The sequence below is a fragment of the Bacillus cereus group sp. Bc031 genome (assembly GCF_027716265.1).
Classification (GTDB): domain Bacteria; phylum Bacillota; class Bacilli; order Bacillales; family Bacillaceae_G; genus Bacillus_A; species Bacillus_A paranthracis.
Genome location: NZ_JAQFUL010000016.1, coordinates 1 through 20225 on the forward strand (window position 1 = coordinate 1; position 20225 = coordinate 20225).

The window sequence follows — 20225 nt, forward strand, 5'->3', positions numbered from 1 at the left end:
TCTTCTACTCTCAAGTTTTAAAAAATAAGTCCGATGCCAAAAGGCATCGGACTTATTTTTTAAACTTGATGGCTATGGCTCTAAAGAGCTACCTTTTTATTTTACTTCTACTGTTTCTTCTTTATGTTCATGCAATTCGCCTTTTTTAACATGAACTTTCACTTTGTAAGAACCCTTTTCTTTGAAAGTATGTTTCGTTTCATACTCCCCTTTATTTCCTTCTTTTGCTGGAATGAATTCGTGTTTTTCCACACCATCTTTCCAAATTTCAAGTTGTACTTCAGCACCAGTTAAAGCTTCTTCTTTTTGTTTTAAATGAACTTTCATTGTTGATTCAGCATTTGCTTTTATGTCACCAGCCATAAGGTGAATCATTGTATCGCTTTTATGATCACCATGTCCTGCACCATGATCACTATTTTCTTTTTTCGCATCTTCTACTTTCGCATTTCCTACAGCCACTTTTACTTCTGGCATAACATGCATTTCACGCGCATTTGTGTGAGCGATAATATGGTATACGCCATCCGTCTCGAACGTTTTCTCTACAGCATAAACACCCTTTCCTTTATGCTTACCTTCTAGCATCTCGTGCTTTTCGTCGCCAGCTTTCCAAATTTCAAACTTTACATCATCAGCATCTGTTACCTTTTCTTTTCCTTGTGTAACAAGTGCTTGTACTTCTGTTTTTTCACCAGGTTTAATTTCTTTCGGATTTGTTTGAACTGCTACTTTTACAGCTTCTAGTTTCTGTTCTTTTTTCGGTTCTTCTTTGTTTGTATTACAGCCAGCCAATGCTAGCATCGCGATAAATAAAGTCATAATAAGTTTTTTCATCATCATTTCCTCCTTCATACTTTATTTAGTATAGAGGAAATACATTGTAATATTCTAGTCTTCTGCTGAAAACAATGTACGAAATGTTTGTGAAGTTTCTGTGAAGTGCTATAGCCTTTTGAATCTATGAAAAAAGAGCATAGTACCTATGCTCTCGGATGAAACTGTTTATATACATCTTTTAATCTAGTTTTTGAAACATGCGTATAAATTTGTGTCGTTGAAATATCTGCATGTCCAAGCATTTCTTGCACAGCACGTAAGTCTGCTCCATTTTCTAATAAATGCGTAGCAAAAGAATGACGCAATGTATGAGGTGTAAGCTCTTTTTCAATATTTGCTTCTTTCGCTAATCGTTTTAAAATTTTCCAAAATCCTTGTCTTGATAATCGATTGCCATGATGGTTTAAAAAGAGTGCATCTACTACTTTTTTCCCCATCAATTCTCTTCTTCCCTTTTCAATATACTTTTGAATCGCTTCCGTCGCTAAACTTCCTAGTGGAATAATTCTTTCTTTATTCCCTTTCCCTATGCATCGAACAAATCCCATCGTTAAATGTACATCTTCTAAATTTAATGCAATTAATTCTGAAACACGAAGTCCTGTTGCATATAATAACTCTAGCATCGCTTTATCACGAACCCCAAAAGCGCTCGTCATTTTTGGTGTCTGCAGTAACGCCTCTACTTCATCAACTGACAATACTTTCGGTAATTTCCGTTCTCCTTGCGGCGTTTCAATATGTACGGATGGATCGTGCTCTACCGCTCGTTCCCGAAGTAAAAATTGGTGAAACGAACGAATCGATGCAATATGACGTGCTAATGTTTTCGAAGATTTTCCGTTTTCTTTTAAGTGCTGCAGAAAGTTAACAATGTGCAAGCGTGTCACTTCGTGAAAGCTTTTCGCTTGTTCTACATTTTGCAAATACTTTACATAACTTTTTAAATCACGTTCATAAGATACTACTGTATTTTTCGCTAGTCCTTTTTCAACAACCATATAATGAATAAAATCTTTTAATTGATCTTCCAATCTACACTACTCCCCATTTTCATAGAAAAACATCATTCTATTTACGAAAGCATCCTTTGCCGGCTCTTCATTCCCTGATACTTTTTCTACAGTCTCTTCTTTTGGCTTTTCATAACGATGATAGCTTTCATATTCTTCATTTATCCATAGTATAGCGAAATAAAACAAAATCGTACAACTTGTAAATAATAAAAATACTTTTATCCCATCAAAAGTTAATTTTAAAGCTCGGCGCATTGTAAATTCCTCCAAAATATAAGTTATTACAACATATGCCAAGCTTTCACCAATTTATACCTTATTCAAATAAAAAACCTCTTCCTAGTTAAATAGGAAAAGGTTATTTTTCATCCGTTTCATTTTCTTGACAATTTTTACAAATCCCATGGAATGTTAAGCGATGATCCTTCACCTTAAAGCTCCAGTCATGTTCTACTTTCCTTTCCACTTCACCAAGTAAATCTTCTTGTATTTCTTGTACAGCACCACATTGTGTACAAATCAAATGATGGTGGAAACGCTGCGCACCTTCTTGGCGTAAGTCATAGCGTGAAACACCGTCTCCGAAGTTAATCTTATCGACAACTTTTAACTCAGATAATAGTTCTAAAGTTCGATAGACGGTTGCTAATCCGATCTCTGGCGACTTTTCTTTTACAAGGAGGTAAACATCTTCTGCGCTTAAATGATCTTCTTCATTTTCTAGCAGCACACGAACTGTTGCTTCACGTTGCGGTGTTAATTTATAGCTCGCTGCATGTAATTGCTTCTTAATTCGTTCAATTCTTTCTTCCATTCGGTACTACTCCCTCCTCGCCACTCTTACACCATTATATCAGAAGAAGGGCTTCTGTCAAAAGAAAAACAATAAAAACAAATTGATAATTATTCTCATAAAGTATTTATTGTTTATTAATAGCCTCAACGACTTCTTTCATTAAAACTGGTGATGCATAAGCCTCTACACTAGAAGCAAGAGCTAACACCGCTCCAATTACAAGAAAGAAGCATGTATAACGGATCAATAATGGTAATAGCGGCTCAGTTATTTTTCGGATAAATTGATGCCTAATCATGCGTAAGGAAAAACTTGCGGCAATTGTTGTCATAACGAGAAATACTGGGATGATAATGAGATTTTGTGGCAATACAGAAACGAATGCTAATAATAATCCATTCCATCCATGCTGACTTACTAAGAAACCTACTGTAAATCCGACAACTACTCCTTTTGCAAATAATAAAATAAAAATGAGTGGCAATCCAATAATTGAAATCCCTAAAATCCAAATAAATCCAATGTATTTTAATTGTGAAAAGTAACTTTCTCGAAACATTTCGCCTGCAATAGCAAATTCTCCTTTAGAAACTTGTCCAAAAAAACGTTGCAAATAAAATGATAAATCTTGTTTTTGATTTAATTGTAAACTATTTACAAGAATTGCTCCAAATATTACTCCCATCAATAACAAAACAGCGTTAAATATATATAATGAAGAGTTTTCCTGTATGTGAGACATTACACGGTCTTGCCAAGTTTTTCTCCACATTTTTCTTCCCTCCGTTCACACTCTTACTAAAAATGTATGAAAGAAAGAAAAAAGTATGACGAATTAACATTGAAATTCCGCTCTACTTTGCTAAACTAAAAAGTAGAGAATAGGAGGGATTTCTCTTGAAACCATTATTATTAGATTTTCCAACATTATTTCAAACTGAACGCTTACAGGTTCGTAAGCCATTTCCAGGTGATGGTGCAGAAGTGTATGAAGCAATACAAGCTTCTCTAGAAGACTTAGTACCGTGGATGCCAATTAACGCTGAAACAGAAGAAAGTGCTGAAGAAATCGTTCGTAACGCTCACGGACAGTTTTTACTTCGTGAAACACTTGATTTTCACTTATACGATAAAGTATCTGGTACATTCATCGGAGCTATAACGCTCAAGCCTGAAAACTGGGATATTCCAAAGTTTTCACTTCACTTCTGGCTACATAGCGCTTATACAAAACAAGGCTATATGACCGAAGCTGTGAAAGGTGCCATTCAATTTGCCTTTGATAAGCTAAGCGCTCGAAGAATTGAAATTCGTATTGATGCAACAAATACAAATGCATGTAACTTAGCAGAACGTTTAGAATTTATTCTAGAAGGTACAATGGAAAATGATTTCATAGCACCAGATGGTAGCTTACGTGATGCACGCGTATATGCAAAAATTAATTAAAAACACTCGCCTTTGGCGAGTGTTTATTTTTGTAGTTGTAAATATTGTACTGCAAACATCGTCTTCGCATCGTGAATACGAAGATCTTTCATAAGAGTAGTTGCTTCTTCTAACGATACTTCCATTAATTCCACAAACTCGTCTTCATCTAACGCAGCTTTATTTTCTTTTTTCGTCAAACCTGTCGCTTTATATACATATAAAATTTCATCTGCAAATCCTGGAGATGTATAGAAAGAAGTAATAAGCTCCATATTTTCACATACATAACCTGTTTCCTCTTCTAATTCACGAACTGCTGTCACCTCAGGTTTTTCACCTGGTTCTAACTTGCCAGCCGGAATTTCTATAATCGCCTTTTCAAGCGCTTTACGATACTGCTCAACAAGCACAATTTTCCCCTCATCAGTAATAGCAATAATAGCAACTGCACCAGGGTGATTTACAATTTCACGTTTACTCATTGCTCCATTTGGTAATACTACATCATCAACACGAACTTTTATAACTCTACCATCAAAAATCGGCTCAGTTTTTACTGTTCTCTCTGCAAGATTACTCATACTACTTCATCTCCCTGTTCTATTTCCTATTCTTTCCTCATACATTTTACCACATTGAAAGGAGCGTGATAGAAATGAAAGTTTATATTTTACCAAATCGCGTCACTTTAGTCGGAAAAGCATGGCAAATTCGCCATAAGCTAAAACAATATGGCAAAGAGTATACAACTGTACAAGAGTGGATTACAGCAACTAAAAAGTAAACGTTTGTCAACCTCTTTTCCCTTGCGTACAATAAGGAGAAGGAGGTTGAACTATGAAAAAACGTCAATTAGGAAACTCAGATTTATTTGTGACAGAAATGGGACTTGGCTGTATGTCCCTCGGTACATCTGAAACAGAAGCCCTGCGTATTATCGATGAAGCAATCGATTTAGGAATCAATTTTTTTGATACAGCGGATTTATATGATTATGGATTAAACGAAGAATTTGTTGGAAAAGCCTTAAAAGGAAAACGAGACCAAATTATCCTTACAACGAAGGTTGGGAATCGATGGACAGAAGAAAAAAACGGCTGGTCTTGGGATCCTTCTAAAAATTACATAAAGGCTGAAGTGAAAGAAAGTTTACGTAGACTTCAAACTGATTATATTGATCTTTATCAACTTCACGGCGGGACGATTGAAGATCCTATAGATGAAGTAATTGAAGCCTTTGAAGAATTGAAAAAAGAAGGTATCATTCGCCATTACGGTATTTCTTCTATACGTCCAAATGTCATCCGTGAATATGCACAGCGTTCAAATATCGTTAGTGTTCTAATGGAATATAGCCTTTTGAATCGTCGCCCTGAAGAATGGTTCCAGCTTCTTAATGAACATCAAATTAGCGTCATTGCTCGCGGACCACTTGCAAAAGGAATATTAACTGATAACAATACAAGAAAGATAGAAAGAGTAAAAGAAAAAGATTACCTTTCTTATTCTTACGATGAATTATATGCGACGCTTGCGAATGTAAAAGAAATAATTGGAGAAAACTCCTTAACTGGAACAGCTATTCAATATTGCTTACATAACGAAACTGTTGCAGCTGTTATACCTGGTGCAAGCTCTATTGGGCAATTACGAGAAAATGTACAAGCTAGTAAACAAACAAAGTTAACAACAGCAGAATATACACAGCTTCAGCAAATTGTGAAATGTGATACGTACGCATTACACCGATAAAAAGACGCTACCATACTGGTAGCGTCTTTTTATAACGTATCATATTTATCAGGATTCGTTCCTACATGTAAATTACGATTTAACGTATTAATTTGAGTCATCTCTTCTTCTGTTAATGAAAAGTCAAAGATAGAAAAATTCTCCTGAATGCGAGATGGTGTAACAGACTTAGGAATCGTCACAATCCCGCTTTGAATATCCCACCTTAATATAACTTGCGCAGGTGTTTTTTCATATTTAGTAGCAATGGCCTGAATAATCGGGTGCTGAAATACTTCTCCGCCCCTCATTAATGGACTCCATGCTTCCATTTGAATTTGCTCACCTTGACAGAAATTACGCAATTCAAATTGTGTTAACATCGGATGAAGTTCCACTTGGTTTACCATCGGCTTTATTTTGCAATTTGGTAATAGCAGTTCTAAATGATGTTTATGGAAGTTAGAAACACCAATCGCGCGCACTTTACCTTCTTCATACAGTTTTTCTAATGCTCGGTACGTATCAACATACTTCCCTCTTATTGGCCAATGTATTAAATATAAATCTACATAGTCCATTTGTAATTTTTTTAAGCTTTTCTCAAACGCCTCAAGTGTTTCCTCGTATCCTTGATCATCGTTCCAAACTTTTGTTGTAATAAAGATGTCTTCTCTCGGAATTCCTGATTCACGAACCGCTTCTCCGAAACCGCTTTCATTTTCATATACAGTTGCTGTATCAATCGAACGGTATCCAACTTCTAGCGCTGTTTTTACTGCTTGTTTTACTTCGTCGCCTTCTTTCGCTTTATAAACGCCTAAACCAATCATCGGCATTTTTACGCCATTATGAAGTGTAGTTGTTGGAATGTGCACAGTCGTCTCCCTTTCATCATTACATTTTTTTATAAGCCACCACTTTATTTGAACAAGATTCAACCAAAAAGTCAAAACATATGTACAGTTTACATAATAAACTTATATACTTTCTAAAATAATGCGAACTCATTAATTAACATTATTTTCCATACATTTCTTCGCTTTTTCATCAACATTACGTACAAACTCAGTTTTCCCTTCCGAATATAACGCACCATCATATGTATACTTTTCAGCTAATTCTTTCTTTAAAGTTGCATATGCCTCAGCTTCTTCACAATGAGCCATCATATAATCACGAAATGCTAAATGCCTTACTATCTCAGGGTTTCCTTTTTCAAACACGTGTAGGTGATACGAGCGTTTTTCCTCCGTTCCATGAATAAAATAACGGCGTCTTGAAATACCATTCTCCCCTTTTACGATATAGCCAAGCTCTTCAAAACGTTCATTCCACCTATCTACTCTGTCGATACTCTCTACTTCCATAATCATATCTATAATTGGTTTCGCTGCCAGTCCTGGCACCGACGTACTTCCAATATGATGGACCTTCACCTTTTCTGGCATCGCCGCTTTTAATCTTTCAGCCTCCATTTGAAATTTTTCACCCCAATGATTTTCATGCGGAACAACTACAATTTTTCTCATTCTAACTCCCCTTTTCTTACAAGCTCGTCAAAAAAATGATCAGCGTTATTCACTGATCATTTTCGTTATTATTTAAAGTCTTTCCAAGTAAGGTTACTTTCACTTAACAGTTCTTCAAATGATTTATTCTTTTCACGTTCTTTTTGTTCTTGGCGCTTTCTTTCCTGTTCAGCTGCCACTTTTTCCTCTTCTCTCACTTGCAACTCTTTCTTCTTATTCTTTAATTGCTGCATGAGTGAATCATTTAATTGATCACCTAATGTAAGCGACTCTTTCTTTTGTTGATTCACTTGCGCTTGTCTTTGCATTTGTCTTTGTTTCTTTTTCTTCATACTACTCACCTTTTACTTTTTTCTCCATTATAGTAGATACACAATGAACTCGACAATAAAAAAGGTCCTTTACTCTATTATTCACTTTTTGTAAATATGTTAATTTTTCGAAAAAACTATTTTTTTGTATAGATATAATCCTATGAATCTATTAAAATTATGTCGTATGATGTCAGATTATAAAAAAAGGAGAATTAGATTATGTGGAAAAAAATCATTCCTGCTGTTGCCGTTTTAAGCACCATTACTTTTTCAACCGTATTTGCTGCTCCCCCATCCCAGACTCCAGCTGAACAAAACCGCTACATAGACGTACAAATGCTTGGTATTAATGATTTCCATGGACAACTAGATACTGTTAAAAAAATTAATAACAAAGAAGCTGGTGGCGCTGATTACTTAGCTACTTATTTAAAAGAACGTAAAAAGCAAAACCCGAATACACTTCTCGTACACGCTGGCGATATTGTCGGAGCTAGTCCACCAGTTTCAGCATTGTTACAAGATGAACCAACGATTGAATTTTTAAATGACTTAAAATTTGATGTTGGTACAATCGGTAACCACGAATTTGATGAAGGTATTGATGAAATGAAACGTCTCATTTACGGTGGCTATCACGAAAAAACAGGGAATTTCAAAGGTGCAAATTTCCCTTATGTCGCTGCAAACTTCTATAATAAATCCACTGGCCGCTTATTTTTACCGCCATTTACTGTAAAAATGGTAAATGGTGTGCCTGTAGGATTCATTGGCGTAGTTACAACTGATACACCAAATGTCGTGATGCCTACTATGCTTAAAAATGTAGAAATCACTGACGAAGTAGAAGCAATTAATAAATCAACGCAGCAATTAAAGCGTCTTGGCGTTAAATCCATTGTCGTCCTTGCTCATGTCGGTGGAACAACAGATGAGTCTGGTGTGACAAATGGAGACCTTACTCGAATTGCAAATGAAACAGATCCGGAAGTTGATGTTATTTTTGGTGGGCATAGTCACACGTATGTAAATGGTACTGTAAATAATAAACTAATCGTCCAAGCGAACTCTTACGGAATGGCTTTCTCAGATGTAGATGTAACAATTGATCGTAAAACAAAAGATATTGTAAAGAAAAAAGCTGAAGTTGTTACAACATACCATGAAGGTGTAGAACCTGATAAACAAGTAAAGAAAAAACTAGATCAATATAAAGAAAAAATTGCACCGCTTGTAAATGAAGTTGTCGGAAAATCTACAGCACCTATCGACCGTAAACAAAATGATGCTGGTGAGTCCACTCTTGGAAATTTAGTTGCCGATGCCCAGCGCCAAACGATGCAAACTCAAATCGCACTTATGAATCCGGGCGGCATTCGTAATGACTTAGATGCTGGCGATATTACATGGGGCGAATTATACGGCATTCAGCCTTTTGGAAACCAATTAATTAAAGTAGATTTAACAGGTCAAGATATTCGCGACATTTTAAATCAACAATGGCAAAAAGGAACGACGAGAATGCTTCAAATTTCAGGTATTCAATATACGTGGGATGCAAATAAACCAAACGGTGAAAAAGTTACAAATATACGTTTAACAAACGGTGAAGAATTATCTCCATCTAAAACGTATAGCGTAGTGGCAAATGCCTTTTTAGCTTCTGGCGGTGATGGATTTGTATCATTTAAAAATGGTAAAAATCCAGAGACTGGTCCAAACGACTTTGAAGCGCTAGTCGATTACGTAAAACAATTAAAAGAACCTATTCAGCCAATTATCGATGGTAGAATTCAAAAAACAAATTAAGTACACTCATAATAAACAATCTTAATTTTTCATCGTAAAAGATACACATAAACCTTTTATCCGTCATATATGTGAAACCTAAAAAGGATACTCGTTCTTACAATGAACATAGTATCCTTTTCTTTATTTATCAATATGTGATGTGTTGTTAAAATCATATTGTTGTAAAAATTGTTGTAACGCCTCTTCTACAAGTTTAGATTTTTGAATTCCTTTCGATTCTGATATAACGTCTAGTTTTGCTAATATTTCTTTATTAATAGAAAAGGTACGTTTCTTTTTTTCTGTACTTATATTCATCATGGGGGCAATTACTTCTTCTTTCTTTCTTAATAACTCATAAATACTTTGTAATTGTTCATAAATTAATAGTTGATAATCCGTTTTCGCATATTGAAGGGCTGTCGCTTCTTGGAGTTGTAAGTGACGCGGTTCTTCTCCATCTCCTACAAAAATACGCTTTTTCTGTTCTCCATCATATTCGTATCCAATCAATCTTAATTTCTTCGATAATGTATACGGGCTTATTTCAAGACGTTTTGCTATAATAGCGATGGATTCACGCCTATTTAAACAATCGATAATTTCTCCAATCGTCACAATTTCCCTCCTCCCATATTGAAATGACACTAGTATGGTATGTTACAATGATTTTCTAACAGTATATGCAAAACGAATAGCCTGTGCGATTCATACGATTTTAGAAAAGGAGGTTTTCAATATGCTTTTTCGTAGCAATACCCCGCAGTTCTATAATGAAAATAAAAAACTCATTCCCAATAGTATCGCTACGATGGAAAGCGTTATGATTAACAACCGAAAACAAACTCTCCTTATGCGCGGGCAAAACGTAGAGCAGCCTATTTTATTATGCTGTCACGGTGGACCAGGCATGGCACAAATCGGATTTATTCGTCATTTTCAAAAAGAATTGGAGAAACACTTCATCGTAATTAATTGGGATCAGCGCGGGGCAGGTAAATCCTTTTCAATGAAAGATTTCGGAGCAAATTTTACAATCGAACAATTCATTTCCGATGCAAAAGAAGTGATTCAATATGTACTTAAAAAGTTCAATAAACAGAAACTATTTCTCGCTGGTCATTCTTGGGGAAGTATTATCGGGCTTAACATAGCACACTATTATCCACAATATATCGAGGCTTATATCGGTATTGGGCAAATTATACATATGAAACAAAACGAGGAATTACTATATCAGCATTTAATTCGTTCTGCAAAAAAATATAATCATAAAAAAGCATTAGCGTCCCTTTTAAAATTAGGAAAACCGCCATTTTTAGATACGAGACGCCTTATTATTCAAAGAAAATGGCTTGGTACATTCGGAGGTGCAATCCAAAACGGATCTTCCTTTTCTTTCATACGAAAAGGCTTCTTTTCTCCCGAATATACACTATTAGATTGGTTCAAGTTTCTCGCAGGAAATTTAAAATCTGGCGTTTTATGGGAAGAAATGTTGACAATCGATTTCTTTTCTTCTATTACGAGTTTATCTATTCCAGTTTATTTTTGTTCTGGTCGCTATGATTATCAAACTCCTTATGCACTCGTTCAGGAATATTGTGATGTAATAGAAGCACCGATAAAAAAGATGATTTGGTTCCCAAATTCAGCACATTCTCCTGATTTAGAAGAGCCAGAATTATTCGCTCGTTCTTTACAATCCATTAAACAAGAGCTAGCTTTTCACCATTAGTAACAAAAGGCTCTTTTACATTTCATAAGAAACAATTTATAATAATATGTCGCAACTATGTATAAATCTAGCAAGGTGATTCATATTTCCTTGCCTTAACACAATAAAATTTTGGGGAGATTACATTTATTATGAATGCTGTACTCATTGCAGTAGCAGTTATGCTATTGCTTAGTTTGTTACGTGTCCAGGTCATTGTCGCCATCATTGTTGGAGCTTTAACAGGCGGACTTATCGGTGGACTCGGTATTTCAGAAACGATTAACACTTTTACAACTGGTCTTGGAAACAGTGCTCCAATCGCTTTAAGTTATGCAATGCTTGGTGGTTTCGCTATTTCTCTTTCCAAAACCGGACTTCCAGATGCTATGATTCAAACTGCATTAAAGTGGATTGGCAATGAACAAGACACGAAAAAACAAGTTTACTCTAGAATACTTATTCTATTTATCATTTTAACGATGGCTTGTTTCTCACAAAATGTGATTCCTGTTCACATCGCTTTCATCCCCATCTTAATTCCAGCACTTTTAAAAGTATTAAATGAGCTGAAAGTGGATCGCAGACTTGTTACATGTATTATTACATTCGGATTGATTACTCCTTATATGTGGATTCCAGCAGGATTCGGAAAAATTTATCATGATGTATTACAAACAAATGCTGCGCAAAGCGGTCTTACATTTGATGTCGCACTTATTCCAAAAGCAATGACCATTCCAGCAATCGGTATGATTATCGGATTATGTGTGGCAGTATTTATTACGTACCGAAAACCTCGTACGTATGAAACAGAACAAATTCATACTACTGAAAATGAAATCGTTCCCTATACAAAACGAAGCATTACTTTCGGGCTAGTATCTATCTTAGCTACATTAACTGTTCAATTAGCAACAGAATCAATGATTTTCGGCGCTCTAGCGGGGATTATCGTTTTATCAGTTAGTGGTAGTCTACCTCTTAAAGAAGCTGATGCAATTTTAACAAGCGGAATGCGTATGATGTCCTTTATCGGATTTGTTATGATTTCTGCCGCTGGGTTCGGAGCTGTTCTTCGAAAAACAGGACATGTTGAATCTCTTGTACAAACGAGTGCACATATAATTGGGAATAACAAACCACTCGCTGCATTTCTTATGCTTGTAATTGGACTGCTCGTTACGATGGGGATTGGATCATCTTTTTCAACCATCCCTATTTTAACAACAATTTTTGTACCTCTTTGTATTCAGCTTGGATTTAGTCCAATGGCCACCATTGCAATTATCGGTACAGCCGGAGCGCTAGGAGACGCAGGATCTCCAGCATCAGATAGTACACTTGGACCAACATCCGGTTTAAATGCTGATGGTCAACACCATCATATATGGGATACGTGTGTACCAACTTTTTTACATTACAATATACCGTTACTTATATTCGGCTTTATTGCCGCAATTACATTATAAAAGGTGCGTTTTATACGCACCTTTTACTTTTTTATTTTTCCCTTTAATTGTTGCAATGCTATTTTCCCATTTTCTTCGATACAACTTTCCATTTGCATAAATGACGGACCTGCCCACTCACTGTCTATACTCCCGTTCAGTCCAATAATTTTCAATTTATCCGGTATACGGATATTTAATTTTTTTGCTGCTCGAATTAACTCAAAGGTAATCTTATCACTTGAAGTTACAATTCCATCTATATACGGATAAGTTTGCAATAATGTAACAAACTGTTTATTCGTATACCCTTGTACACATTCTTCTCGATAAGAGATTCCTTCCTCCCAAACAGCGTCTAAAAATCCTGATATGTACTCTTCCATTTCTTCACTATCTTCGCCCTCACCGAAATAAGCAAGAAAGTGACAACCTTTTTCTTTTAATAAAGAGACCGCTCTTTGGCCACTTTCATAATAATTTGCATGAGATTTTTTTTCATCAATCACAACAAACGGAAGTGGAATTTCTCCTATACTTTTAAAAACGGATCTTGTCAAAATAACACCTGCAACGTTATTTTCCTTCAACATATGTATGTATCTATCTTTATTCTCTATATTACAAACAATAATTTGATATCCTTCTTTATACGCTATTTCCTCAATACAATGTAGCAAAGTGATGTTTGATGGGTCATATAGATTATCTACAAGTAATGCAATTATCGTTGAATTCTCTTTAAATAGTGGCTTTGCTGCACTATTTGGCCTATAACGTAATTCCTCAATTGCTTCCTTTACTTGTTTTACTGTGTCCTCATGAACGTATCCTTTTTCATTTATAACTCGTGAAACGGTTGCGACTGAAACACCTGCCAATTTTGCAACATCACGTATAGTTGCCACATCGTCACCCCTTAATATGGTAATAGATTACAATTTTACGGTAACCTAAATTACAATATTCGTCAAGGTTAATAATTTATATTTCTGAAAATTGTTACATCATTACACTAAACTATATTCTAATTGAATTTCATGTAAAATCGGGATATTATCATACCCAATGCGCGGAATTTCTTTCTTTATTTTTCGTGCCTCTTCCACCGCATTTACATATAAATTCGTCATCAAAAAATTACGTTTTTGGTAAAAACGTAACGCATTCATATTATCATTTGTTGTTATAAGCCAAACCTTCCTGCACCGTTCTTCTTCTGCAACTCGTAATACACAATCCACAAGTTTTGTCCCTATTCCTTTTCTTTCTTCAAAGCTATCTAACGATACAATTTCGCACATATTTCCGATCAATTCATACGTTACAATTCCGATTATTCTGTCTTCTGAGAGCGCAACAAATCCTGGCAACTCTTCTAACTGATGTCCCTTACCACGTGAAACCATCAATGAACTCCCCCAGTTCTCACACATGAACATTCGGATTGTTTCTTTCATCGCTGGCGTAATTTTTTGTATATGCACCATTTCCTATTTCTCCCCTTTTCTATCCTTGTGATACAATATAAGTGTATCACATGTAACGGTATTTGGAGGATGAGGTAAAGTATGAAACGTTTTTTTGCAGCATTGTTTACTATACTAGGTGCGATAACTGCCCTTGGGATTTTCTTTACAAATAAGGTGATGTACTTAAAGAAAAAAACAGAGGAAGAAATACTCGAAAGAGAAACGAAAAAACATTTTCGTATAGAGGATTTTGAAGCTCTTCATAAAGAAGAAATTCATATTCCTTCGCAATTCGGATATGATCTTCACGGATATTACATTCCTGCTGGTCATTCCAATAAATTTATGATTTTCTGTCACGGCGTAACTGTAAATAAAATGAACTCTGTAAAATATGCAAGGTTATTTTTAAACAGAGGATATAATGTCGTTATTTATGATCATCGTCGTCATGGTAAGACTGGGGGAAAAACAACAAGCTATGGATACTATGAAAAGCATGATTTAAAATCTGTAGTTGACTGGCTAAAAAGTCGTTTTGGAACAAATATAACACTCGGTATTCATGGTGAATCGATGGGAGCTGCAACACTTCTTCAGTACGCAGGACTTGTAGAAGATGGTGCTGATTTCTATATTGCAGATTGTCCTTTTTCTGATTTCTACGGACAATTACAGCACCGTTTAAAGGTTGAATTCCATTTACCGAAATGGCCTTTATTACCTTTAGCAAATGCTTTCTTAAAAGTGCGTGACGGTTATACGATTCGTGAAGTTTCACCAATCGATTGTATAAAAAACATTAACAATCCCGTCCTCTTTATTCATAGTAAAGATGATGATTATATTTTAGCTGATATGACGAAAGCGCTCTATGAAGCGAAGGAAAACAATAAACAACTTTATATTGCAGAACACGGCGCACACGCTTGCTCTTATAACGAAAATAAAGAAGAGTATGAAGCAGCCGTTGATCAATTTTTAAACTCATATGTAAAAGAAACAAAAAACAGGCTTGCATAAGCCTGTTTTTTTATTGCGCTAAAACGTCTGTAACTTGTTCCATATTTTCAGAAATCCACTTTATTGCATCATCTAGCGTTGGAAATTCTGTCGTTTGAAATGTTACCTCATCTTGCAGTAACCAAACATCCTTTAACTCTTGTCCTACACCAGCAATGGACCAGTGTAACAAACTATATGGATGATTATCATTCAAAAATGAAGCCCACGTGCGCTCATTTGCAATATTTCGTAATGTACGTAATTGTTTATCCATCTTTCGTCACCTTACTCTAGTCAGTTATAAAAAACATTATAACACTCTCTTCTCTTCCAAAGAAAGTGCTCTTTTCATATTGTCAAGTACTTCTCTTGATTATATGATGAAATTAAGCGTTTGGGAAGGAGGGATAGCGTTGGCTAAAGTACAAATTAAAGTAAATGATAATGGCTCTTTTCGCGTTACAGGGGACGTGGAATTAGTTGATTCACAAGGGAATGTATTCCCAGCAAAACCGGCATTTTCTTTGTGCCGTTGTGGTTTATCAAAAAATATGCCTTATTGCGATGCTTCGCATAAAGGTAAATTCGAATCTGTTGTTAGAGCACCAGAGGCAGAATAATTTTACATGTGACATGCACATTTTTTTGTGCATGTTTTTTCTTTTTAGCAACTCCGTTATATCCCTTCTCCTTACAACATTTCTAATACTTTTGTCTCCATCTCAGCCTACATATATTTTCACACAATTCTTCACATTCGAATACTTTTTACTAGCCTTTTATTTTTTTTGTGCTATAATTTGAGCAAACAGCATCCTTCGGGGTCGGGTGAAATTCCCAACCGGCGGTGATGAAGTGCAAACTTCTAAGTCCGTGACCCGTTTTCAACTCGAAAACGGTGGATCTAGTGAAACTCTAGGGCCGACAGTATAGTCTGGATGGGAGAAGGATATGTTTTCTAGTAATTTTATATAGCGAATACACTTTTATTTCAGTATGCATATTTTTATAGATTCAATTCAAATCTATATATATGTTTTATTTTGTATACTTATCTTTCTATGCTGAAATAAAAAGATACGACTAGCGTTTGAAAAATTTGATATTTTTGCTAGGTTTCTTCCTTATGCCAAAATATCAATCATCGTTAGGTTTCTTTCCTATACTTTCGTATTCGAACTATATTTCTAGAAATCACGTCTCCCAAACCCCAAGGATATTAAAATCCTTGGGGTTTTTTGATTTTTTTAGGAGAGGTGAAGAAAATGACAGATCAAGAATATATGAGGATTGCTCTGCAATTAGCAGAAGGAACATCTGGGCAAACAAGTCCAAATCCTATGGTTGGTGCTGTTGTTGTAAAAGATGGAAACATCGTCGGTATGGGAGCTCATTTACGTGCTGGTGAAGAACACGCAGAAGTTCATGCTCTTCATATGGCTGGTGACAAAGCAAAAGGAGCCACCGTGTATGTAACACTTGAACCGTGTAGCCATTTTGGAAAAACACCACCTTGCTGTGAATTGCTCATCAAAAAAGAAGTCAAACGGGTTGTAATTGCTACTCTTGATTGCAATCCTCTCGTTTCTGGTAATGGAAAAAAAAGATTAGAGGAAGCTGGCATCGAAGTAACTACCGGTGTTCTTGAAGCAGAAGCAGTTTTATTAAATCGCTACTTTTTTCACTACATGAAAACGAAACATCCATTTGTAACAATAAAAACAGCGATGAGCTTAGACGGAAAAACAGCAACCGTAACCGGTGAAAGTAAGTGGATTACAAGTGAAGATGCACGAGCTGATGTTCATCAATATCGTCATACACACGATGCAATTCTTGTTGGAGTGAATACAGTTATAGCTGATAATCCACATTTAACAACAAGAATTCCTAACGGGGGGCAAAATCCTATACGCGTTATTTTAGATACCCATTTACGAACGCCACCATCTTCTCATGTCATAACAGATGGTTTAGCACCGACATGGATTATAGTTGGTAAGGATGTAAATCCAGAGAAAATAGCTTCTTATGAATCTGAAAATATAGCTATATTCCAAATGAAAACGAAACAGATTGAAATACAGGATGTTTTACACCTACTCGGCGAAAAACAAATTCTTTCTCTTTTCGTCGAAGGTGGTCAAACCGTTCATGCAAGTTTCTTACAAACAAAGTATTTCAATGAAATTGTAACTTATATAAGTCCAAAATTAATTGGTGGAAAAAATGCCCCTACTTTATTTGGCGGCAATGGTTTTTCAACATTACAAGATGCACTTTCCTTGGAAATTCAAGAGATGAAACAAATTGGCGATGATATAAAAATTGTTGCGCATGCCCGAAGTGAGGTGATGGAATGTTTACAGGAATTGTAGAAGAATTAGGAACGATTGCAAACATGCAACAAAGCGGCGAAGCGATGAAGTTAACGATTCATGCCAATAAAATTTTATCAGATGTTCACTTAGGTGATAGCATCGCGGTTAACGGTATTTGCTTGACTGTAACGAGTTTCACAACAACTTCATTCACAGTAGACGCAATGCCTGAAACGATGCAATCAACATCACTTCGCATGCTTAAACCACAATGCAAAGTAAATTTAGAACGTGCAATGGCTGCAAACGGACGATTCGGTGGACATTTCGTTTCAGGACATATCGATGGCATCGGAACGATATTAAACAAAAAACAACACTATAATGCCGTCTATTACAAAATAGCTATTTCTGATGAATTGCTACGCTATTGTTTGCATAAAGGGTCCATTGCTGTTGATGGAACGAGTTTAACAATATTTGATATAGACGAATCTTCCATTACAATTTCACTCATCCCGCACACAGTAAGTGAATCTGTTATCGGAGAAAAGAATGCCGGTGACATCGTAAACATTGAGTGTGACATGATTGGTAAATATATCGAACGCTTTATTTCTAAACCAGTAAAACGAACAGGTTCAATGACCGAAAGCTTTTTACAAGAAAACGGATTTCTATAAGGGGGAAGCATTATGTTTCATCGTATTGAAGAAGCTCTAGAAGATTTAAAACAAGGAAAAGTCGTGATCGTATGTGATGATGAAAACCGTGAAAATGAAGGCGATTTTATCGCTTTAGCAGAGTATATTACGCCAGAAACAATTAACTTTATGATTACACATGGACGTGGTCTCGTTTGTGTACCAATTACAGAAGGGTACGCAGAACGTCTACAATTAGAACCAATGGTAGCTCATAATACAGATTCGCATCATACTGCATTTACAGTGAGCATTGATCATGTTTCTACAACAACTGGGATTAGTGCTCACGAACGTGCAACTACGATACGAGAAATGTTAAATCCTGCATCAAAAGGTGCTGATTTCAATCGTCCCGGACATATCTTTCCATTAATTGCGAAAGAAGGTGGTGTCTTGCGCCGGGCTGGTCATACAGAAGCTGCTGTCGATTTAGCACAGCTCTGCGGAGCAGAACCAGCTGGCGTCATTTGTGAAATTATTAATGAGGACGGTACGATGGCACGGGTACCTGATTTACTACAGTGCGCAAAACAATTTGATATAAAAATGATTACAATAGAAGATTTAATTGCTTATCGCCGCCACCATGAAACATTAGTGACGCGAGAAGTGGAAATTACATTACCTACAGATTTCGGTACTTTCCATGCAATTGGCTATTCTAATTCCTTAGATTCGAAAGAGCATATTGCACTCGTAAAAGGTGATATTTCAACAGGAGATCCTGTACTTGTACGCGTTCATTCAGAGTGCTTAACAGGAGATGTATTTGGCTCGTGCCGATGTGATTGCGGACCACAACTCCATGCTGCACTTGCTCAAATTGAGCGTGAAGGAAAGGGCGTTCTTCTTTATATGAGACAAGAAGGACGAGGCATTGGGCTTCTGAATAAGCTTCGCGCTTATAAGTTACAAGAAGAAGGATTCGATACTGTAGAAGCAAATGAAAAGCTTGGCTTCCCTGCTGATTTGCGGGATTACGGTATTGGCGCTCAAATATTAAAAGATTTAGGTTTACAACATTTACGATTATTAACGAATAACCCAAGAAAAATTGCTGGCTTACAAGGTTACGATTTAGAAGTAATCGAGCGTGTACCGTTACAAATGCCAGCAAAAGAAGAGAATAAAACGTATTTACAAACGAAAGTAAACAAATTAGGACATTTACTAAACTTATAATTAAAGGAGAGATTTATTATGGTATTCGAAGGTCATTTAGTTGGTACAGGATTAAAAGTTGGGGTTGTTGTTGGACGTTTTAATGAATTTATTACAAGTAAATTACTTGGCGGCGCTTTAGACGGATTAAAGCGTCACGGTGTAGAAGAAGCTGATATCGATGTTGCTTGGGTTCCTGGTGCATTTGAAATTCCTTTAATCGCTAAAAAGATGGCGAATAGCGGGAAATATGATGCTGTTATTACGTTAGGCACTGTCATTCGTGGTGCTACAACACATTACGATTACGTTTGTAATGAAGTAGCAAAAGGTGTTGCATCTTTATCACTACAAACAGACATCCCCGTTATTTTCGGTGTATTGACGACTGAAACGATCGAGCAAGCGATTGAACGCGCGGGCACGAAAGCTGGTAATAAAGGCTATGAATCCGCCGTCGCTGCAATTGAAATGGCTCACTTATCAAAACAATGGGCATAAAAAAAGAGGCTGCGGCCTCTTTTTTTATTTCTTCACTTTTCTCCGTACATCTTTTATTAATCATCTATTGTCTTTCCTTCTGTTTGTATACGCAGCGTCTGTGCTGTTTTCCATACATTCTCTCTTTTCTTCGCTTCTTCTATAATAGTAATTTCTTTTCGTACTTCCTTTAAATCTTTCCCTTCTGTTTTCAATCCAAAATGTTCAGCTTTCGTTCGAAAATGTTGTTCAATTCGTTGTTGCATCTCTTTTTGTTCAGGATTTTCGGCGGCCTTAACTGGATCAGCGCTTATCGCTTTTAGTAAAATGAGACAAGTCATAATCGCTAATATATATTTGTGCATGTAAAATCCTCCAACCCAATGTAAATTACATATTTACTATGTACAATTGGGGCTTGGAAAATTCGTCCACCAAAATTCTTTTTTTCGCTCAAAAG

The 20225-nt window shown here is 36.1% G+C and carries 25 protein-coding genes, 1 pseudogene and 1 riboswitch; of the genes and pseudogenes, 12 read left to right on the forward strand and 14 right to left on the reverse strand.

The window, feature by feature from the left end:
* Positions 1-96 precede the first annotated feature (96 nt).
* The 5 genes from PDQ33_RS08810 to spoIIM form a co-directional block, all read right to left on the reverse strand.
* Positions 97-840, reverse strand: coding sequence for a FixH family protein (locus PDQ33_RS08810; RefSeq protein ID WP_001993299.1), 744 nt, complete (start codon positions 838-840; stop codon positions 97-99).
* 143 nt (positions 841-983) lie between these two features.
* Positions 984-1874: a site-specific tyrosine recombinase XerD gene (gene xerD, locus PDQ33_RS08815; RefSeq protein ID WP_000390084.1), complete on the reverse strand. Its 891-nt coding sequence runs from the start codon at positions 1872-1874 to the stop codon at positions 984-986.
* Between the two features lie 6 nt (positions 1875-1880).
* Positions 1881-2111: a YqzK family protein gene (locus PDQ33_RS08820; RefSeq protein ID WP_001250432.1), complete on the reverse strand. Its 231-nt coding sequence runs from the start codon at positions 2109-2111 to the stop codon at positions 1881-1883.
* A 103-nt stretch (positions 2112-2214) separates the two neighbouring features.
* Complete coding sequence (fur, locus tag PDQ33_RS08825) at positions 2215-2670, reverse strand: ferric iron uptake transcriptional regulator (protein WP_000392655.1); 456 nt, start codon at positions 2668-2670, stop codon at positions 2215-2217.
* Positions 2671-2776: 106 nt separating this feature from the next.
* Complete coding sequence (spoIIM, locus tag PDQ33_RS08830) at positions 2777-3394, reverse strand: stage II sporulation protein M (protein ID WP_223290733.1); 618 nt, start codon at positions 3392-3394, stop codon at positions 2777-2779.
* 155 nt (positions 3395-3549) lie between these two features.
* On the opposite strand from spoIIM, the gene PDQ33_RS08835 reads away from it, so the two are divergent.
* Positions 3550-4101, forward strand: a complete 552-nt coding sequence (locus PDQ33_RS08835) for a GNAT family N-acetyltransferase (protein WP_000803491.1) — start codon at positions 3550-3552, stop codon at positions 4099-4101.
* 23 nt (positions 4102-4124) lie between these two features.
* On the opposite strand, the gene PDQ33_RS08840 is transcribed toward PDQ33_RS08835, so the two are convergent.
* Complete coding sequence (locus tag PDQ33_RS08840; RefSeq protein WP_000067038.1) at positions 4125-4664, reverse strand: NUDIX hydrolase; 540 nt, start codon at positions 4662-4664, stop codon at positions 4125-4127.
* 74 nt (positions 4665-4738) lie between these two features.
* Between PDQ33_RS08840 and mciZ the strand changes: the two genes are divergently transcribed.
* Together mciZ and lolS are read left to right on the forward strand one after the other, a co-directional pair.
* Positions 4739-4867, forward strand: coding sequence for a Z-ring formation inhibitor MciZ (mciZ, locus tag PDQ33_RS08845; protein WP_000870299.1), 129 nt, complete (start codon positions 4739-4741; stop codon positions 4865-4867).
* Positions 4868-4920: 53 nt separating this feature from the next.
* Positions 4921-5835 (forward strand): aldo/keto reductase, encoded by a 915-nt coding sequence (lolS, locus tag PDQ33_RS08850; protein ID WP_000747198.1) that lies wholly within the window; start codon positions 4921-4923, stop codon positions 5833-5835.
* Positions 5836-5864: 29 nt separating this feature from the next.
* On the opposite strand, the gene PDQ33_RS08855 is transcribed toward lolS, so the two are convergent.
* The 3 genes from PDQ33_RS08855 to PDQ33_RS08865 all read right to left on the reverse strand — a co-directional run bounded on the left by PDQ33_RS08855 (position 5865) and on the right by PDQ33_RS08865 (position 7678).
* The gene (locus tag PDQ33_RS08855) at positions 5865-6692 is read right to left on the reverse strand and encodes an aldo/keto reductase (protein ID WP_270755390.1); all 828 of its coding nucleotides are present in this window, start codon (positions 6690-6692) and stop codon (positions 5865-5867) included.
* A gap of 132 nt (positions 6693-6824) precedes the next feature.
* A complete protein-coding gene (locus PDQ33_RS08860) occupies positions 6825-7346 on the reverse strand; it encodes a GrpB family protein (RefSeq protein ID WP_270755388.1) in 522 nt (173 codons plus the stop codon).
* Between the two features lie 68 nt (positions 7347-7414).
* Positions 7415-7678: a YqkE family protein gene (locus PDQ33_RS08865; RefSeq protein ID WP_000727549.1), complete on the reverse strand. Its 264-nt coding sequence runs from the start codon at positions 7676-7678 to the stop codon at positions 7415-7417.
* A gap of 201 nt (positions 7679-7879) precedes the next feature.
* Here PDQ33_RS08865 and PDQ33_RS08870 point away from each other — a divergent pair, with 201 nt between their 5' ends.
* On the forward strand, positions 7880-9469 hold the full coding sequence (locus PDQ33_RS08870; protein ID WP_000265584.1) for a bifunctional metallophosphatase/5'-nucleotidase: 1590 nt from the start codon (positions 7880-7882) through the stop codon (positions 9467-9469).
* 123 nt (positions 9470-9592) lie between these two features.
* On the opposite strand, the gene PDQ33_RS08875 is transcribed toward PDQ33_RS08870, so the two are convergent.
* Positions 9593-10069, reverse strand: coding sequence for a ribbon-helix-helix domain-containing protein (locus PDQ33_RS08875; RefSeq protein ID WP_000151910.1), 477 nt, complete (start codon positions 10067-10069; stop codon positions 9593-9595).
* A gap of 121 nt (positions 10070-10190) precedes the next feature.
* Here PDQ33_RS08875 and PDQ33_RS08880 point away from each other — a divergent pair, with 121 nt between their 5' ends.
* Complete coding sequence (locus PDQ33_RS08880) at positions 10191-11189, forward strand: alpha/beta fold hydrolase (protein WP_061132234.1); 999 nt, start codon at positions 10191-10193, stop codon at positions 11187-11189.
* A 131-nt stretch (positions 11190-11320) separates the two neighbouring features.
* Positions 11321-12640, forward strand: coding sequence for a Na+/H+ antiporter family protein (locus PDQ33_RS08885; RefSeq protein ID WP_270755387.1), 1320 nt, complete (start codon positions 11321-11323; stop codon positions 12638-12640).
* A 23-nt stretch (positions 12641-12663) separates the two neighbouring features.
* Here the strand turns inward: PDQ33_RS08885 and PDQ33_RS08890 are convergent, their stop codons facing one another.
* Together PDQ33_RS08890 and PDQ33_RS08895 are read right to left on the reverse strand one after the other, a co-directional pair.
* Positions 12664-13527, reverse strand: a complete 864-nt coding sequence (locus tag PDQ33_RS08890; RefSeq protein WP_000201356.1) for a LacI family DNA-binding transcriptional regulator — start codon at positions 13525-13527, stop codon at positions 12664-12666.
* A 102-nt stretch (positions 13528-13629) separates the two neighbouring features.
* Positions 13630-14109 carry a GNAT family N-acetyltransferase gene (locus tag PDQ33_RS08895; RefSeq protein WP_000233414.1) on the reverse strand — a complete coding sequence of 160 codons (480 nt, stop codon included), beginning with the start codon at positions 14107-14109 and terminating at the stop codon, positions 13630-13632.
* Positions 14110-14190: 81 nt separating this feature from the next.
* On the opposite strand from PDQ33_RS08895, the gene PDQ33_RS08900 reads away from it, so the two are divergent.
* Positions 14191-15114, forward strand: a complete 924-nt coding sequence (locus PDQ33_RS08900; RefSeq protein WP_000819219.1) for an alpha/beta hydrolase — start codon at positions 14191-14193, stop codon at positions 15112-15114.
* 10 nt (positions 15115-15124) lie between these two features.
* Here PDQ33_RS08900 and PDQ33_RS08905 read toward each other — a convergent pair whose 3' ends face one another.
* The gene (locus tag PDQ33_RS08905) at positions 15125-15370 is read right to left on the reverse strand and encodes a DUF2552 family protein (protein WP_061132231.1); all 246 of its coding nucleotides are present in this window, start codon (positions 15368-15370) and stop codon (positions 15125-15127) included.
* 139 nt (positions 15371-15509) lie between these two features.
* On the opposite strand from PDQ33_RS08905, the gene PDQ33_RS08910 reads away from it, so the two are divergent.
* The 5 genes from PDQ33_RS08910 to ribH all read left to right on the forward strand — a co-directional run bounded on the left by PDQ33_RS08910 (position 15510) and on the right by ribH (position 19786).
* Entirely contained in the window at positions 15510-15716 is a 207-nt protein-coding gene (locus PDQ33_RS08910; RefSeq protein WP_001151582.1) for a CDGSH iron-sulfur domain-containing protein, read from the forward strand.
* 190 nt (positions 15717-15906) lie between these two features.
* A riboswitch (FMN riboswitch) is annotated at positions 15907-16050 on the forward strand.
* Between the two features lie 311 nt (positions 16051-16361).
* Complete coding sequence (gene ribD / locus PDQ33_RS08915; RefSeq protein ID WP_061132230.1) at positions 16362-17474, forward strand: bifunctional diaminohydroxyphosphoribosylaminopyrimidine deaminase/5-amino-6-(5-phosphoribosylamino)uracil reductase RibD; 1113 nt, start codon at positions 16362-16364, stop codon at positions 17472-17474.
* Positions 17456-18100 carry a riboflavin synthase subunit alpha gene (gene ribE / locus PDQ33_RS08920; protein ID WP_000493917.1) on the forward strand — a complete coding sequence of 215 codons (645 nt, stop codon included), beginning with the start codon at positions 17456-17458 and terminating at the stop codon, positions 18098-18100. Before ribD ends, ribE begins: the two co-directional genes overlap by 19 nt.
* Before the next feature lie 12 nt (positions 18101-18112).
* On the forward strand, positions 18113-19306 hold the full coding sequence (ribBA, locus tag PDQ33_RS08925; RefSeq protein WP_000468997.1) for a bifunctional 3,4-dihydroxy-2-butanone 4-phosphate synthase/GTP cyclohydrolase II: 1194 nt from the start codon (positions 18113-18115) through the stop codon (positions 19304-19306).
* A gap of 18 nt (positions 19307-19324) precedes the next feature.
* Positions 19325-19786, forward strand: a complete 462-nt coding sequence (ribH, locus tag PDQ33_RS08930) for a 6,7-dimethyl-8-ribityllumazine synthase (RefSeq protein WP_000230889.1) — start codon at positions 19325-19327, stop codon at positions 19784-19786.
* 24 nt (positions 19787-19810) lie between these two features.
* Here the strand turns inward: ribH and PDQ33_RS08935 are convergent.
* Positions 19811-20130, reverse strand: a pseudogene (locus PDQ33_RS08935) (hypothetical protein).
* Positions 20131-20225 lie beyond the last annotated feature (95 nt).